At 60.0% G+C, this 14026-nt stretch carries 18 protein-coding genes; 15 read left to right on the top strand and 3 right to left on the bottom strand.

Annotation, left to right across the window (positions count from 1 at the left end):
* Window positions 1-7 precede the first annotated feature (7 nt).
* The 4 genes from C8J46_RS15470 (at window position 8) to C8J46_RS15455 (ending at window position 2189) form a co-directional block, all read left to right on the top strand.
* Window positions 8-277, top strand: coding sequence for a DUF1488 family protein (locus tag C8J46_RS15470; protein ID WP_132741119.1), 270 nt, complete (start codon window positions 8-10; stop codon window positions 275-277).
* A 96-nt stretch (window positions 278-373) separates the two neighbouring features.
* Window positions 374-1219 carry a D-alanyl-D-alanine carboxypeptidase family protein gene (locus tag C8J46_RS15465; RefSeq protein WP_132741117.1) on the top strand — a complete coding sequence of 282 codons (846 nt, stop codon included), beginning with the start codon at window positions 374-376 and terminating at the stop codon, window positions 1217-1219.
* Between the two features lie 299 nt (window positions 1220-1518).
* Window positions 1519-1785 (top strand): antitoxin, encoded by a 267-nt coding sequence (locus tag C8J46_RS15460; protein WP_243643430.1) that lies wholly within the window; start codon window positions 1519-1521, stop codon window positions 1783-1785.
* Between the two features lie 14 nt (window positions 1786-1799).
* Entirely contained in the window at window positions 1800-2189 is a 390-nt protein-coding gene (locus C8J46_RS15455; RefSeq protein ID WP_132741113.1) for a type II toxin-antitoxin system VapC family toxin, read from the top strand.
* A 462-nt stretch (window positions 2190-2651) separates the two neighbouring features.
* On the opposite strand, the gene C8J46_RS15445 is transcribed toward C8J46_RS15455, so the two are convergent.
* Window positions 2652-3140, bottom strand: coding sequence for a hypothetical protein (locus tag C8J46_RS15445; RefSeq protein WP_132741111.1), 489 nt, complete (start codon window positions 3138-3140; stop codon window positions 2652-2654).
* Between the two features lie 78 nt (window positions 3141-3218).
* Here C8J46_RS15445 and C8J46_RS15440 point away from each other — a divergent pair, with 78 nt between their 5' ends.
* The 5 genes from C8J46_RS15440 to C8J46_RS15425 all read left to right on the top strand — a co-directional run bounded on the left by C8J46_RS15440 (window position 3219) and on the right by C8J46_RS15425 (window position 5029).
* Complete coding sequence (locus tag C8J46_RS15440) at window positions 3219-3527, top strand: type II toxin-antitoxin system Phd/YefM family antitoxin (protein ID WP_200874032.1); 309 nt, start codon at window positions 3219-3221, stop codon at window positions 3525-3527.
* Entirely contained in the window at window positions 3527-3952 is a 426-nt protein-coding gene (locus C8J46_RS15435; protein WP_132741109.1) for a type II toxin-antitoxin system VapC family toxin, read from the top strand. Before C8J46_RS15440 ends, C8J46_RS15435 begins: the two co-directional genes overlap by 1 nt.
* Window positions 3953-4073: 121 nt before the next feature.
* Entirely contained in the window at window positions 4074-4319 is a 246-nt protein-coding gene (locus C8J46_RS15430; protein ID WP_132741107.1) for a hypothetical protein, read from the top strand.
* 77 nt (window positions 4320-4396) lie between these two features.
* Window positions 4397-4561 (top strand): hypothetical protein, encoded by a 165-nt coding sequence (locus C8J46_RS20905; RefSeq protein ID WP_165886582.1) that lies wholly within the window; start codon window positions 4397-4399, stop codon window positions 4559-4561.
* Between the two features lie 54 nt (window positions 4562-4615).
* Window positions 4616-5029: a response regulator gene (locus tag C8J46_RS15425; protein ID WP_236701757.1), complete on the top strand. Its 414-nt coding sequence runs from the start codon at window positions 4616-4618 to the stop codon at window positions 5027-5029.
* Window positions 5030-5548: 519 nt separating this feature from the next.
* On the opposite strand, the gene C8J46_RS15415 is transcribed toward C8J46_RS15425, so the two are convergent.
* Entirely contained in the window at window positions 5549-5965 is a 417-nt protein-coding gene (locus tag C8J46_RS15415) for a hypothetical protein (protein ID WP_132741103.1), read from the bottom strand.
* A gap of 1033 nt (window positions 5966-6998) precedes the next feature.
* On the opposite strand from C8J46_RS15415, the gene C8J46_RS15410 reads away from it, so the two are divergent.
* The 4 genes from C8J46_RS15410 to C8J46_RS15395 all read left to right on the top strand — a co-directional run bounded on the left by C8J46_RS15410 (window position 6999) and on the right by C8J46_RS15395 (window position 10466).
* A complete protein-coding gene (locus C8J46_RS15410; protein ID WP_132741101.1) occupies window positions 6999-7445 on the top strand; it encodes a DUF736 domain-containing protein in 447 nt (148 codons plus the stop codon).
* Between the two features lie 77 nt (window positions 7446-7522).
* Window positions 7523-8611 carry a DUF2493 domain-containing protein gene (locus C8J46_RS15405; RefSeq protein ID WP_132741099.1) on the top strand — a complete coding sequence of 363 codons (1089 nt, stop codon included), beginning with the start codon at window positions 7523-7525 and terminating at the stop codon, window positions 8609-8611.
* Window positions 8612-9187: 576 nt separating this feature from the next.
* Window positions 9188-9496: a hypothetical protein gene (locus tag C8J46_RS15400; protein ID WP_132741097.1), complete on the top strand. Its 309-nt coding sequence runs from the start codon at window positions 9188-9190 to the stop codon at window positions 9494-9496.
* A gap of 388 nt (window positions 9497-9884) precedes the next feature.
* Window positions 9885-10466: a hypothetical protein gene (locus tag C8J46_RS15395; RefSeq protein ID WP_132741095.1), complete on the top strand. Its 582-nt coding sequence runs from the start codon at window positions 9885-9887 to the stop codon at window positions 10464-10466.
* A 176-nt stretch (window positions 10467-10642) separates the two neighbouring features.
* Here the strand turns inward: C8J46_RS15395 and C8J46_RS15390 are convergent, their stop codons facing one another.
* Window positions 10643-10867: a hypothetical protein gene (locus tag C8J46_RS15390; protein ID WP_093400787.1), complete on the bottom strand. Its 225-nt coding sequence runs from the start codon at window positions 10865-10867 to the stop codon at window positions 10643-10645.
* Between the two features lie 547 nt (window positions 10868-11414).
* On the opposite strand from C8J46_RS15390, the gene C8J46_RS15385 reads away from it, so the two are divergent.
* Window positions 11415-11702, top strand: coding sequence for a hypothetical protein (locus C8J46_RS15385; protein WP_132741093.1), 288 nt, complete (start codon window positions 11415-11417; stop codon window positions 11700-11702).
* A complete protein-coding gene (locus tag C8J46_RS15380; RefSeq protein ID WP_132741090.1) occupies window positions 11692-14025 on the top strand; it encodes a type IV secretion system DNA-binding domain-containing protein in 2334 nt (777 codons plus the stop codon). The genes C8J46_RS15385 and C8J46_RS15380 overlap by 11 nt, the downstream gene beginning before the upstream one ends.
* Window position 14026 lies beyond the last annotated feature (1 nt).

Raw genomic sequence — 14026 nt, 5'->3', positions numbered from 1 at the left:
GTGATACATGGCGAACCGTCTCACGATTGATCAAGACAGCCTGATCGACAACGACCGCGAAAAGCAGGTCGAGTTTACCGCCGAAATCGACAGCGACGACCGCGATTTTGCCGTGAAATACGCCGTTTTGCGTGAAGTGAGCGGCGACGAACCAGACAATGACGCCCTGGAACTGTTCGAGCGGTTTAGCGACGAGATACTCGATATCTGCGCCGATCTTGCCGAGCTTCGGCCAACGGCCAATCTGATAACAGTGACAGAAAGCGACCTCGAGTAGCAGTCGCTCCGAGGCGCCCTTCGGAGCGCGCCGCTTAAGGCAGCAGTCAGGTCAGAGTTGGCATCTTCAATACTCATTGAGGATACCAACTTCGGCATGTTTTTCAGTTCCCTACGGCGTTTACAGATCTGTTTTATCGTTGCTAGCTTGGCATTCGGCCTGCCTGTGCAGGCTGCATATGCCCGATCACGCGTCTCTGAGATCGTTGTCGATGCCTCAACCGGTACCGTTCTGTTTTCGCAGGCGCCGGATGCGGCGAGACGGCCAGCGTCGCTGACCAAGCTGATGACGCTCTATCTTGCTTTCGAAGCGCTGGCCGACGGCCGCTTACGGCTAAGTGACCCTTTGCCGATATCCCGCCGGGCGGCCCGCCAGCCGGCGACGCATTTAGGCATAGCCGCAGGTGGGAGGATCACAGTCGGCAAAGCGCTGGATGCTATCGCAGCGATCTCTTCGAACGACCTGGCCGTTGCCGTGGCCGAACGCATTGCTGGCAATGAACCAAAATTTGCCAGACTGATGACGGCAAAGGCACGCCAGCTTGGGATGCGGAACACCCGGTTTACAAACGCATCCGGGCTGACCAGCGCTGGGAACGTGACGACGGCGAGCGACATGGCGAAGCTTTCGCGCGCCATCGTCAGGCGATTTCCGCGGCAATATGCCCGGTTCAGCAGACGTACGATTCAGTGGCGATCGCGCCGCATTGGCAATCACAACCATCTGCTCGGTCGGGTTGCGGGTGTCGACGGCATCAAGACCGGGTACACGTCCGACGCCGGCTACAATCTCGCAGCGTCGGCGATGCGTCGAGGTCGGCGTATCGTGGTCGTCGTGCTGGGCGAGACCAGCGTTTCGGCGCGTGATGCGCGTGTTGCCAATCTGATCGAGTTGGGCTTCACCGGGTCGAGATCGAAGGCGCGTCGCATACGACGGCGGTAACTTTACGAACTGCTTCAGCATGGGTTAGAGCCATGAAGATCATTCGGATCGATAACACGTCTTATGTTAAATCAATAAGTTGGCGGATATTCGGCATCGATTTTGCATGGCTTGGTTCCGGCTTTCGCCGGGAGCCGTCTCAAGCAGCAACCCAGGCCAGGACCGCATAAAGCGCCGCGCTTTCCACGGCGACGCCACCTGAGATGGACGACACGGACGTAACTACGACGCCATCGCTCATCGCGATTGATATCGTCAGCCCCACAAGGTATATACATGGCATATACAAAGGAGGCGTCGTGACCCAGACATCTGCTAATGTCGACGTGCGCGAAGCCAGGCTGTTTCGCAACAATCGCAGTCAGGCAGTGCGAATTCCCGCCGAGTTCGAATTTTCGGGAAGCCGTGTGCTTATCCACAAGGAAGGCGACAAGCTTATCATCGAACCCGAACCCAAGGCCCGTCTTCTCGACATCCTGAAAGGGCTAACCCCCCTCGCCTCTGAAGATCTGTTTCCAGAGGATCTCGATGCTACGCTGCTCCCGCTCAGGGCCGTCGACCTGTGACAGGCTCACGCTACATGCTCGATACCAACATCGTCTCCGACCTCGTTCGAAATCCTCAAGGCGCGGTGTTCGATAAGATCGTCGAGATCGGGAGCGACAATCTGTGTGTCAGCATCATCACCGCGGCCGAACTGCGCTATGGTAGCGCCCGTAAGGGGTCCCCTCGCCTGCTCCAGCAAGTCGAAGCCATTCTGGGCGGGCTCGAGATCCTTCCGCTCGATGTCCCGGCCGACGCCGAATATGGCGGGATCCGCGCCGAGCTTGAAGCCGCTGGCAAACCGATCGGCCCCAACGACCTCCTGATCGCAGCTCACGCCTATGCGCTGGGTGCCACGCTGGTCACCGCTAATGTCGGCGAGTTCACACGCATTCGGGGTCTTCGCGTGGAGAATTGGCTCAGCTGACGCCGACGGTTTCCGCTTACGAAAACAGGGCCGGAACCGATAGCAGCGGTCCCGGCCCCGTCGATCGAAGGATCCTCCGTCGAAACGGTGGATAGACTGGCTTAACGCATCTGCGTCGAATCCGGTCCACCACCCTCGATATACGGATCGTCGTCAATTTTCTATGAACGAGCCTGTCGGCCGTTCCACCCGCCATACGGCACTTCACCCGAAGGACTTCACCCGAAGGACTTCACCCCGAAGGGACATCACCATGACCGTCATTGCACTTTCAGCCCGACGAGGTTCACTGAGTTCACTCGAGAACGCCTACGCCGTGGCTATCCAGCTTCGTGAGAGCACCGGCGTCGACCAGTTTGTGGTCCGCACCGAAAATCCCATTCAGCCTTTCCGTGTCTCCCGGTGCCGGCCACATCACCCGGAGAGTCTTCTCGCCCTGGTCGCCTGACCGGGCGACTATCGTCAGCCCTCGGTCGTCACGTTGGCCATGATCTGCGCAGCCGTCAGGCTCTCGCACAACTGGGCGTTCGTGGCGTAGATCACCGCGAGCTTCTGCTCGCGCATCACCACGCACATCCGACCACGACGGTACGTCAGGCTCTGCAACCAGGCGAGTTCTGTAATCGCCTGCTCGATAGGCGTGTCGTATAGCAGGTACCAAAGCCGCATCTGGAACGGGCTCTTGTCGCGCAGGATCTCTTCGAGATCCTTGTGCCCCTCGCCACGGCCCATGCCGTTGCTCGTTTCGCTCGCCAGTGCGGTGAACGCTTCCTGCATCTCCGTGATGGCGAAATAGGCGACGTCGAGGCCGATCCCGATCGTGGCGCCTGCCAGCACCCGCCGATCAGTCGATATTTCGGGGTCGCCGTTCTCGTTGGTGCCGCTGTTGTTCAGCACGTCATATAGCGGGAGGTCATAGTCGTACCCCCGCATCATATCCTGTACTTTCATCATATCCTCCTTCGGGTGAGGCTTGGGATTTGGCGGGATCGTCAAGCGATCGAGCAATACCCGGTCGCGTGACGAACATTGACAATTCCGCTGCCCGCGGCAATGTCTGTACGTCACGACAAAGAAGGTCAAGCCGCCATGCAAACTTTTTCCAGTCGCGACTTCAATCGCGAACCAGGTCGCATCAAGCGGGCCGCGGTTGATGGCGCAGTCATCATCACCGAACGCGGCCGACCCATCATGGCGGTCATGCCCTTTGCCGAATACGAGCGGCTGAAAGCGCCCCCCGGCAACATCCTCGACGCCCTCGACATGGACGAGGTCGGAGACATCGAGGTCGACTTTAGCAGGGCGGCATCGTTCCCGCGTCCGGCGGTGTTCGACTGATGTTTTTGCTCGACACCAACGCCCTGTCCGAGCTTCGCAAGCGGCGTAGCGGAAAGATTAGCCCAGCCGTCGAAGCGTGGGCCGGTAGCGTCGATCAGGCGGACATGTTCCTTTCGGTCATCACGATCATGGAGATCGAGCTCGGCATCGCACTGCTCGAACGGCGCGATACGCGGCAAGCCGGCGTGTTGCAGCTCTGGCTACACGACAAGGTCATGCCCGCCTTTGCCGGGCGCATACTCCCCGTCGACACAACGATCGCGCTGCGCTGCGCGAGGCTGCACGTTCCGGACACCAAGAGCGAACGCGACGCCTGGATCGCAGCGACGGGCCTCGTACACGACCTGACGATCGTCACCCGAAATGTCGTCGACTTCGCAGGCACAGATGTTACGCTTTTTGATCCGTGGACCTACCATCAGTGACAGCCAGGAGACGATCATGAGATCCATGCACTCACGAACGGCCCTCGCTTTTGGTGTGGTACTTATTGGGGCCTCGGTAACGAGGGCGGCGCCGTATATCCCTGACCATTGGGGATGGTTCATGGCGATGACAGTGTTCGGGATGGCCGGAGGCTTCGTCATGTCGTTGGCGATTGGCACAGTAGGGGCAGCCATGTGTCTTGGCGCTGCCTTCGGCGAACTACTTATCATGGCCGGAAAACCCGAACTGAATGCCAGTCCAGTCGCATGGGCTATTTTCGTAGTCTTTGCCGCGATCGGGGTGGCTTTGGTCCACCTATCCAATCGTGGTAATAAGCCGATGGCGCGTAGGCCGATCGAAGAATGACATCGAGCGCTGCTTCGTTGATGATACCGAACCGTCGATCATAGCCGACTGATCTGAATCAAGGTATCAGAGGTCGAATGACTGATGCGATCCCGGAATCCACCTCTGCCGATCAACCGCTGGTCGACGTCCCGCTGAACCTCATGAAAATGGCGCTCACTCTGTTAGATCGCGAAGAAGATAGCGGAAGTGTTTCGGCATGCCTTCTTCAGGAAGCGATCGACACCCGTTCCAAAAGGTAAACACGTGCACTGCATGCGCTTTGCATCGGAGCCATTTTCGCAAATGGCGGGTTGATGCGTATGACCTTATCAACAATCCCCTACGCTCTTGCCGTCGACGATGAACCATTCATCCTTATGGATATAACTGGGATCCTCGAAGACGCGGGTTTCCGCACTTACGAAGCCAGTAGCGGCGATGCCGCGATCGCGATGCTTCCCGAGTACGCCCACACCATCACCCTCCTCTTTTCGGACGTCGACATGCCGGGTGACACCAACGGGTTCGCGCTCGCGCGCCACGTCGCCGAAAACTACCCCTGGATCGAGATCGTCATCGGTAGCGGGCGCGTAAGCCCAGAAACCGGCGACCTTCCGGAGAAGGCGACGTTTCTTTCGAAGCCGTTCAACGCGCAGATGATCCATGGCCATCTTCGCGAAACCCTGCCCGATGGCAAGTTGCCAGAACCGCTCAAGAACGCGGCCTGAGCCGCGTAGGAGGGCGTGGTTCAGACGTCATCGCTCTCGACCGGCGTCGTCACGCCACGCGCAACGAGCGCAGCAGTCAGCTGACGCCTGATGCTCATGCCGTTCAGGTGGCTGAACACGCCCTCATAACCCTCGGCAGTAAGGCGTTCTCGAATGTCCGAAACCGAGCGACAGGCGCCCTCCCTCGCCAGCTGAAATGCTCGTTCAACAGTGCCGATGGGCGGGTCGCTCAATGTCCCTCCGGATAGCCGATCGATCGCGCGAAATGCGGCTGCCGGCTTTCGCCGGTTAACAACCAGAAATTATGCGGTTCAAGCCTGTTCGCGGTTGCAAAACGATGTTCGCAGATGCAGCATGGCGACGCCTTTCAGGCATCCTCTCCTAAAAACTATCCGGGCTGGCTCACGCTGGCCCTTTTTTTGTCTGCCGAACGCCACCCGCTGCGCCTGACGGTAGCCGGGTAGACCAGGGCAACGTGCCGCCGCCATGATCTGAAGGAACCCAACTCGGCTGATGTCGCTACCGATGCTTTAGCCGGGCGGCCAACACCCTCGTCTCACGCGCGATCTGCTCTTCCATCATTGGCCAAATATCCCGCGCCGCGGCGCAATAACCTGACCAGTCCGCCTCGATCGACGTCGACGTCCACTCGGCAATATGCGCGCGCGAAATCATCCGCTTGGTTGCGGTCGCAAAGAGTAACTCGGACAGCTCCGTCCTCAAGCCATCGTCGGCATCTTTTAGTAACGTTGGAACGATCACCTCACTGACGTACCTGGACCGCGACAGGCTGGACGCAGTCAACTGTTCCCGGGCGTCCGCCAGCTCTCGACTATTCGGGTTTTCCTCGCCGCAATGCCGTCTGATTTCGCGAAGGCCAGCCATGATGTCTCGATGATGCCCTTCCAATGTGCCGAGCATCGCTTCCGGATTCATTTTTGTACCCCTCCCCTGCCGGACGATCATACATCGCGAGGCATCTGCTTTCGTGTTTTCGGCCACCGTCGCTGTGACGTTCGCCCTTTTCGATAGGCCACTCTAAAGACTTGATTGATGGGCTCAAGCCAAGCTTTTCCCCTACGGAAATGTGATGCTTTCTTGTCGATGGGGTCGTCTCGGATATGGCTTATGGGCGGGGTACAGCCGACTGAAATCTTCGAAGAGTTGAAGGAAAAATAGGAAGGTTTGGGACATCCCGCCCAAGAGGGCGGGACCGTTCAATAGTCGGCAAGAGCCTCCCGGAGCCCCGCGAAGAGCGGGTCTCCGCCCTTCGGGTACAATCACTTGTCGGGCTCCCGGCACGCGCTGAGAGGGCTCGTGCGCCAGGGTCCGCGGATGGCGTGGGGCGGGGTACGGATCCACCCTGATGTCACGCCCAGGACAACGACCACCGCAGGCAGCCTTCGGCTGTGGAATCATGCGCTAGGCGCATGATGTGTGCTTTGTGGGCCTGTGTTCTCATCACACCCTTCGCCGTCTCTCAGTGTCTCGGCGTGGCAGACCCGTCCGACGGGGTCGGCGTCAAAGGAGAATTGTCCGCAAGCGGACAATGCTTTTGTTTGATTTGAAGACGCCTCAACAAGAATACCGGGCCTAAAGGCCCTACGGTTTCCACCGCTAAAGCGGCGGAGCCTCCGTCATTCGTGTTGACCCCGCCAGCCGTGCCTGCCTCTTGAGCCCCTGCGAGGACGGCTCCGGGTGCGATGAGAACAAAGGCCGGGCCTTGCCCATCAGCACGGTAGAAACAGAATTGCTCGCTACCGCGATCAATGCCTCTTTGATTTGTTATTTACGCCCCCTAGTCGGGGGCTTTTTTATGCTCGGACTCACCGTGTACGATGATTGGGCGTCAAGTAATCAATCAGGTTGGTAAAATAGAGTGGAGGGGGTAAAAAGAAGATGCCGGAGGGGAAAGGCCCCAATCACCGGCAAACAGGGGGATAGGCCCCTGCAACGTGGAGTGAATACTATGAAAATCGGTTCTTTCAAGTCAGTCGGCGGTCAGCTTCTCGGTTCGGTCGCAACGGCAACCATCGACCTCGCGCGCCTTGGCCTCCGCCCCGTCGAGAGGACGAACGACAAGGCCCCCGCGTTCGAAATCATGGTTTTGAACGTCGCGAAACGTTGGGTGCAGATCGGCGCGCTTTGGGAAATGACCAGCAACAGCAGCGGCGAAGTTTTCTATCAGGGCAAGCTGGACGACCCCAGCATCAGCGAACCCCTCCAGATCATGCTTTTCGGCAATAACGAAGAGGGTTTCCGCGTCGTCTGGAACCGCCCGACCACGCGCCGCGAAAATTTGGACGGCACCCGCCAGAACCGCCGCAAGGCATCGGATGACGGTTTCGGCACCGGCAACGCCACCGACAACGGCCAGCTTTCCGAGCCGCTGAACGACGAAATCCCCGCGTTCTAAGACCACTCAAACGGGCGGGGAGAGGGGTGCAACCCTCCCCCGACCCTAAACCGCAATCCCTGCCAAAGGTTAGCACCATGACCAAGAAAACGACCTCCCCGCGCCTTACCAGCTTTGCCGACTTGGGCGAAGCCATGAACGGCACCAACGCCACGCCCGCAACCGGCAGCGCGTCCGACGACGCGACCGACCCCCGCACGGCGGAGATTGCCGAGAGCATCGCCGACGCAGCGGCAACGACCAATTTTCAGGAAGCGTTCGGCGACGTTGGCGCGCTTTCGATCGTCGAAATGGGCGCAGACCGTGCCGAACTCGACATGCCCGAGCCGATCGAGGCGCAGCACGATTGCGCGGCGATCATGGCAACGCTTTTCGACCTGTTCCGCGATACCCGCCTAGAAGCGAGTGCACAGGCGATTGCATGGGGTTTCGTCAATTCGTTTCACTACGAAGCGCAGAAACTGGAACGCGAGGAAGACACGCTTTGTCGCGACCTTGGCGAGATGACGCGCCGCTATGATCCGTCCGAGATTTACGCCGTCGAGATGGAGGAATTGCAACTCCGCGCGCAGACCAAGACCGAACAGCGCGCCGCCATCGAATGCATGCGCGACTATGCCGCCGACTGCTACCGGGCACAGTCCGGCCACCCTTGGTCCCCCGCGCGCGGATCGAAGGTTTCCAGCGGAGGGACTGCAAGCCAGATTGCCGCCCTCGATTTCTTGAAGGCCCGCGCGCAGGACCACCGCGAAAAGCGCAACCCCACCGGCCCGCTTGTCGTCTTTTCGGGCGGTCAGGAGTGGCACGACTTTAAACAGCTCTGGGACCGCCTCGACCAGATCAAAGCCCGTATCCCGCACATGACGCTTTGCACCACCGCGCAGCGTAAAGGGTGCGACATGATCGCCGCAGCATGGGCCGCAAGCCGTGGCGTTACCGTGGTTGCCTTCACACCGCAGACGGGCCGCTATGGCAACCGCGCCGGGTTCGTTCGCAACGAGCAGCTTGTAAAACTCGCCCCCGTTGAAGCCATCGTTTGCCAAGGTTCCGGCCTGCAATCGAACCTGTTACAGACCTTGAAGGACGCCCGCGTCCCGACCCACGCCTTCCGCATCGACGGACAGGCACCGGCACCGACCGCAACCAAGCGGCAGGCAATCGGCTGACCCTATCCGGGCGGCGCAGCCAAGAGCGCGCCGCCCCTCCCCTTTCCTTGGCAGGAAACACTAGGCCAGCGGCGGGCGAAATCCCCGCGCTGGCCCCTTTTTGTCAGCGTTGCTGTGGGGGGAACCCTACGGTTCCCCCCACGCCAGGCGACCGGCCGCGCGCCGTCCTTGGCACGGCCCCGTCGGGCCGCACCTGGACGCCGCGCAGCCGGTCGCCTTCCCCCCTCCGGTAATGCGCTGCCGCAGCTTGAGAAGCATTGCGAACGAGCTGCCCGACCGTCCGGTTTGGGGCTGGCGCGGGACCCGGCTCGCTCGCATCGGTCAGGCCCTTCGGCCTGCCCTTCGCTACGCATCGGCCGGGGAAGCGCCAGTGCAGGCTTCGAGCCCGCCCTGGCGCTGCTGCCGCGGGGAAAATCTATCTCAAGTCGTCCCATTATCCCGGGCGGCGCGACAAGCCTCAAGGGACGGCAGGGTCCCACCATTTTTCTGCGAAAAATCGTTGCCCCTACCGCCGCTAAAGCGGTCGCAAGAGCGATCCCTTGACCCTCGCCGCGCCGCCCTAATCCGGAATGCGTCTTGAAGAAGAAGGAGGACGAAATGCAAGTCGCGTTGTTCAGAGCACTAAGATCGGCTAATATAGACGATGAGGCAGCGGCAAAGGCAGTCGTCGTCGTCGAGGAGCAGATCGACATGGCCGTGGGTCGCGCAATAGAGCCGTTGAAGCAGCAAATCGCCGGTCTGGAGGTAAAGCTGGAAAGCGGCCTTAAGGGTATGCAGACCTCAATCGACGGACTTAAATGGTATATCATCGGGCTCGGCTCACTGATGACGGGAGCAATCGCGGTCGGGGCTGCGCTCACCGCCTACGCCCAGTTCATCAAATGACCGCGGGAGGGGCTTGGCTCCTCCCTTCATCGTCTAATACTTAAAGGGCCATCCGGGCGATCGGGTGGCCCTTTTCCGTTGCTGATTTCGACGGGCGTGCGGCGCCGGCTCGCTCGCTTCGGTACGGCCCCGTCGGGCCTCCCCTGGCTACGCATCGGCCGGGGAAGCGCCGGTGCGGGCATCGAGCCCGCCCCAGCGCTGCTGCCGCGGTTTTCCAACGTCTGACAGTTATATACCTGCACGCCTCGCTCGCCTGCGCGCAGCGGCCTTTCCCCCGTGCGCTGACTACGCGTCGCGGCATCGACGGTGATGCTCGATCACAGGCGTCGCGAAACCTCTCCGGAGAGGAGGGAGGGAGAGATTTGCGGTTCCAACGAAGGAGGTCATCATGACCATTACGTTCCGCGTCGAAGACGGCCGCGCCATCCTTGCGCCAATGGCGGCAATCATCACTCCCGACCAGCTCGCATCGCTACGCGATCTGCTTGCCGAACAATCGCTCCGGTTGGGTTTTGCCATGTTGCTCCCGGCCTACGGCGTCATCGGCGATCCATGGTTCGAGTTCGACGCCCGCGTCTGCCATCTGTCGCTCGCGACCGTCTCCAAATGCTTCGATCACGACCCTTCCCTCATCGCGATTTTGGACGAGGCTCAGTTCCTCGGTCGACGCGTCCGGGTGGCGCAGACTGAACCCACTGGCGATATTACGATACGCCTGTCTTTGAACCCCGATGCTGCCCCGGAAATAGCTCTCGCAAACCCCCAAGCGCTGGCGCTGTTAGACGGCCTTGGGATCGACCGCATGGTCGCCGGCATGGTGCCGATGACGGAGCTCCGCCGGAGGCTGACGGATCCCCGCATCAGGCGGCGCCTCGATTCCGATCCGGACATGGCCGAGAGCAGTGAAACGCTGGCGACGATGGCGGCACTGAAACCGATCGAAGGGGAGTACCTGCTGGCGTGGATCTGATCCGTCCCCGTCTATCTAAAACGACCGCATGGGACGCCCAGCCTACCGGCTGGCGCGTCCCTTTTTTTTCCTGATGCTACTAAGCCGGCTGCGCCTCTCCCTGTCCAAAAAGAGAATGGCCGCACAAGGTAGCAAACCCGTGCGGCCATTAGCGTGGGCCTCGGTCTCGAACCGTCTCAGGCTTTCGCCGTGAGCCGCTTCTCGACCTCGTCCACGCCCAGCGTCTTCACCGCCTCCATCAACCGCTCCAGTCGATCTAGCGGGAGCTTGAGCAACCCTACCTTCTCGACTGTCCCAATAGCCGTATCCCGCAGCTTCCTTAGATGCGCCTTTCGGCGATCTGCCAGCTTGCGTTCCTCGGCCTCGATCGCGGCCATTTCAGCGTCCAGTGACTTCGCCATAATACTTGCCTTTTGGTCAGGCTGATCGGGCTCTGAACGGGACCGGTATAGCCATCGATTAGGCGAGGGAAAAGCGCCAACCAACGACCAGCTTCTAACACCAAGGAAAACCCGGTGACGATCATCGCAGAACGATCCCAAGACATCACGCCAGCGCAACCAGCTCGACTATCATTCCGCCGCAAAGGCGGGCTTTTGCCCCTCGGAAAACCGATATGCTATCATATCGATACGAAGGACCATGGAGATCAAATCGACACATGGGAATCGGGACTACAGTAGAGCACACCTTACGCAAGCTGCGCTTGCCTTTTTCCGTGGCTTAACAGCGAGTTAGAGAGTCAGAGACAGTGTATACAACGTCTTACAGTTTGTCTTACAACGTAATACGCCCCAAAAAGCCCAGATTTCCGCCGTTTCCTGCGTAAGACACCGTAATACGGCTTATGCGCAAACCACGATATCGAGCTTGTTGTAGCCGCGTTCCACAGCTATAAGGAACGTCCTCCTAAGGACCCATCAGCCTCTCTGCTAGGAGGCTGGTTACTTGAGTACCTCACGCCCTTATACCCTTCGGGTAGCCGGTGATCTGCGTGCCCGTATAGAGGCAGAAGCAGCCAAACTGGAGTGCTCGCCGTCGGACCTAATTCGTCGGGCGATCGAACAACATCTTGATGGCCGAAAGCTGCTTGAAGGCAGCGAGCGACGCCACTTGCGCGTGACCGAATATATGCAGGTCGCGCTCGATGCGATCATCCGGGAAAACCACCCGGAATTGCGCGAGACACTCGTTCTCGAAGCCGACCGTCGCATGAAGCTTCATCATGGCGCGTGATGACCCCAAAGCGCCCCGCCAGGACATCCGTAACGACCGGCGTCCGATCCCCCAGAAGCACCATAGCGCGCGCGGTGAAGCACCGCGCAATTCGGGCAACTTCACCCGTGGCAGCCAGCTTCTCAATACCCAGGTCCTGATGTGGCTACAGGGTGCCAAAATGCCGCTCTACATGTGGCTTGGCATCTTCGTCATCGCCTACTCCACGATCCTGTCGCTCACCCTCGACGAGAACAACATCCAGCTCATCTCCATGCGTATCCTGTCCGGGCTGTGGGACTGGATATCGTTCGACGAAATGAAGCGCATCAACCTGCGTCTGCCCGACAACAGCGTGCGCCACACCTACATGGGCTACGTGCCTTACGTGCCAGAGGTCATCCTCGCATGGCACAAGGCCGTGAAGGGGTTCATGGGCTCGGTCGCGATTGCCTCGTGCATCACCATCCCGCTGTCGATCTGGTACGTCGATTTCTCGGCCCGTCGCGGCAAGGCGATGATCCAGGAGCGCCATGAGCGCGGCGCCATGCTGGTCGAGCGCGATCTGCTCTATTCCGAGATCGCCCAGCATAACAGAATCGAGTTCGTGAAGGAGGCCGCAAAACTCTTTCCGGACAAGACGCCGGAACAGGTCCTGAAGCTGAAGTTCAAGGCCCGCAAGATGGGCGGGATCCACCACCCCTACACAGTTGCCGGCATCCCGTTTCCACACCGTCTCGAACAGTCACATTTCATGACGCTCGGCACCACCGGTTCCGGTAAAACGACCGTGTTCCGTAAACTCCTTCGGGAGATGCGCGAACGCGAGGATACCGCCGTCGTGTTCGACCTGACCGGGGCCTATGTTGAGGCGTTCTACGACCCGACACGTGACACCATTCTCAACCCGGCCGACGCACGCTGCCCGGCCTGGACGATCTTCAACGACTGCCGGACCTATAGCGAATTTACCGCTGCCGCTGGAGCCCTGATCCCCTCCGATGGCGGAGCGGCCGATCCGTTCTGGGCACTCGCTGCGCGCACCCTTTTCATCGAGATGTGCATGAAGCTCATCGAAAAGGGGCTGACGTCCAATCAGGCGCTCGCCGACAACCTGATGACCGCCGACCTCAAGCTGGTTCACAAGCATCTCGCCAATACCATCGCCGACCCCATCACGGCACCCGAGGCAGCCAAGATGGCGGAGTCGATCCGAGCCGTCTTTAATACCAACGCGCAGGTCCTTCGCTTCCTGCCCGATGACGGGCCGCAATACTCAATCAAGGACTGGATGACGGCCGAGAAAAAGCCCGGCTCGATCCTCTTCATCACCTCCAACTACACCGACCTTGAGATGAACCGGGCGCTGCTCACGCTCTGGTCGAACCTCGCCATTCACGCGCTGATGACGATGAAGAAGACCCGCAATCTGCGCACCTGGTTCGTATTCGACGAATTGGGCGCACTCCACCGCCTGCCGGCGATCGAAGACGGCCTCCAGACCGCCCGTAACTTCGGCGGTGCAATGGTCCTTGGGTTGCACTCGTTCGACAAGCTCACGCAGGTCTACGGCGAGGAAAATGCCCGCAACCTGTCGTCGCTCGCACGCACCAAACTGATCCTCGCCGCAGCCGACCTCGACACCGCCGAACAGGGTGCCCGCTACATTGGCAACCGCGAGATCCGGCAGATGGATGAGGGGTACAGTTATGGTTACAACAACACTCGCGACGCCTCGACCCTGACCCCCCGTAAACAGATCGAGCCGCTGGTCATCCCCGATGACATCATGAATTTGCCCAGCCTGCACGGCTTCGTGAAGTTTCCCGATGGCTTCCCTGCTGCCCGCATCCGCCTGGAATGGGAACATTACCCGACCGTCGCCGAGGGCTTCATCGAGCGGAAACCGGCTAAGCCGGACGAGCCTGGAAGGGTGGTTCGCAGAGATGGTGGCAAGCCGCAGAGTGGCGACGACGATGTTGGACGTGGCGATGTGCCCGGTTTGACAGAAGAAGAGGTTGAGCCGGCAAACGTGGCCAACACCTTCGCCACTAATATCCTGTCGCAGCCGACTGAGAACGAGGTCGACAATTCGCGCGACGCTACACCGGTTGAAGCCACCGCCAGAACCGAACCGCCGGTGCTCGTCCAAGACATGCGTGAGCGTTCCGGCGATGACGATCGCAAGGACCGCGAACGGTCTCTGGAGGGTAAGTCCGTCCAGGCGCGCAGTGAGGACCAGCAGCGCCAGAAAGACGATCCTACGCCGACCGGAGAACGGCCGGAGGACCTGTCGATCCGGGAGGCGCGCGATGCCTTCCCTGATGACGGATACGGGATGTAAC

It is taken from the genome of Sphingomonas sp. PP-F2F-A104-K0414, from assembly GCF_004340945.1.
Taxonomy (GTDB): Bacteria; Pseudomonadota; Alphaproteobacteria; order Sphingomonadales; family Sphingomonadaceae; genus Sphingomonas.
This window is presented reverse-complemented; position numbering and strand designations above follow the sequence as displayed.

Bases quoted from the DNA above. Each gene is read 5' to 3' on its own strand.
- C8J46_RS15470 (WP_132741119.1), top strand. From the start codon at position 8: ATGGCGAACCGTCTCACGATTGATCAAGACAGCCTGATCGACAACGAC.
- C8J46_RS15465 (WP_132741117.1), top strand. From the start codon at position 374: ATGTTTTTCAGTTCCCTACGGCGTTTACAGATCTGTTTTATCGTTGCT.
- C8J46_RS15455 (WP_132741113.1), top strand. From the start codon at position 1,800: ATGCTCGATACCAACATCGTCTCCGACCTCGTTCGAAATCCTCAAGGC.
- C8J46_RS15445 (WP_132741111.1), bottom strand. From the start codon at position 3,140: ATGAAAGTACAGGATATGATGCGGGGGTACGACTATGACCTCCCGCTA.
- C8J46_RS15435 (WP_132741109.1), top strand. From the start codon at position 3,527: ATGTTTTTGCTCGACACCAACGCCCTGTCCGAGCTTCGCAAGCGGCGT.
- C8J46_RS15430 (WP_132741107.1), top strand. From the start codon at position 4,074: ATGGCGATGACAGTGTTCGGGATGGCCGGAGGCTTCGTCATGTCGTTG.
- C8J46_RS20905 (WP_165886582.1), top strand. From the start codon at position 4,397: ATGACTGATGCGATCCCGGAATCCACCTCTGCCGATCAACCGCTGGTC.
- C8J46_RS15425 (WP_236701757.1), top strand. From the start codon at position 4,616: ATGCGTATGACCTTATCAACAATCCCCTACGCTCTTGCCGTCGACGAT.
- C8J46_RS15415 (WP_132741103.1), bottom strand. From the start codon at position 5,965: ATGAATCCGGAAGCGATGCTCGGCACATTGGAAGGGCATCATCGAGAC.
- C8J46_RS15410 (WP_132741101.1), top strand. From the start codon at position 6,999: ATGAAAATCGGTTCTTTCAAGTCAGTCGGCGGTCAGCTTCTCGGTTCG.
- C8J46_RS15405 (WP_132741099.1), top strand. From the start codon at position 7,523: ATGACCAAGAAAACGACCTCCCCGCGCCTTACCAGCTTTGCCGACTTG.
- C8J46_RS15395 (WP_132741095.1), top strand. From the start codon at position 9,885: ATGACCATTACGTTCCGCGTCGAAGACGGCCGCGCCATCCTTGCGCCA.
- C8J46_RS15390 (WP_093400787.1), bottom strand. From the start codon at position 10,867: ATGGCGAAGTCACTGGACGCTGAAATGGCCGCGATCGAGGCCGAGGAA.
- C8J46_RS15380 (WP_132741090.1), top strand. From the start codon at position 11,692: ATGGCGCGTGATGACCCCAAAGCGCCCCGCCAGGACATCCGTAACGAC.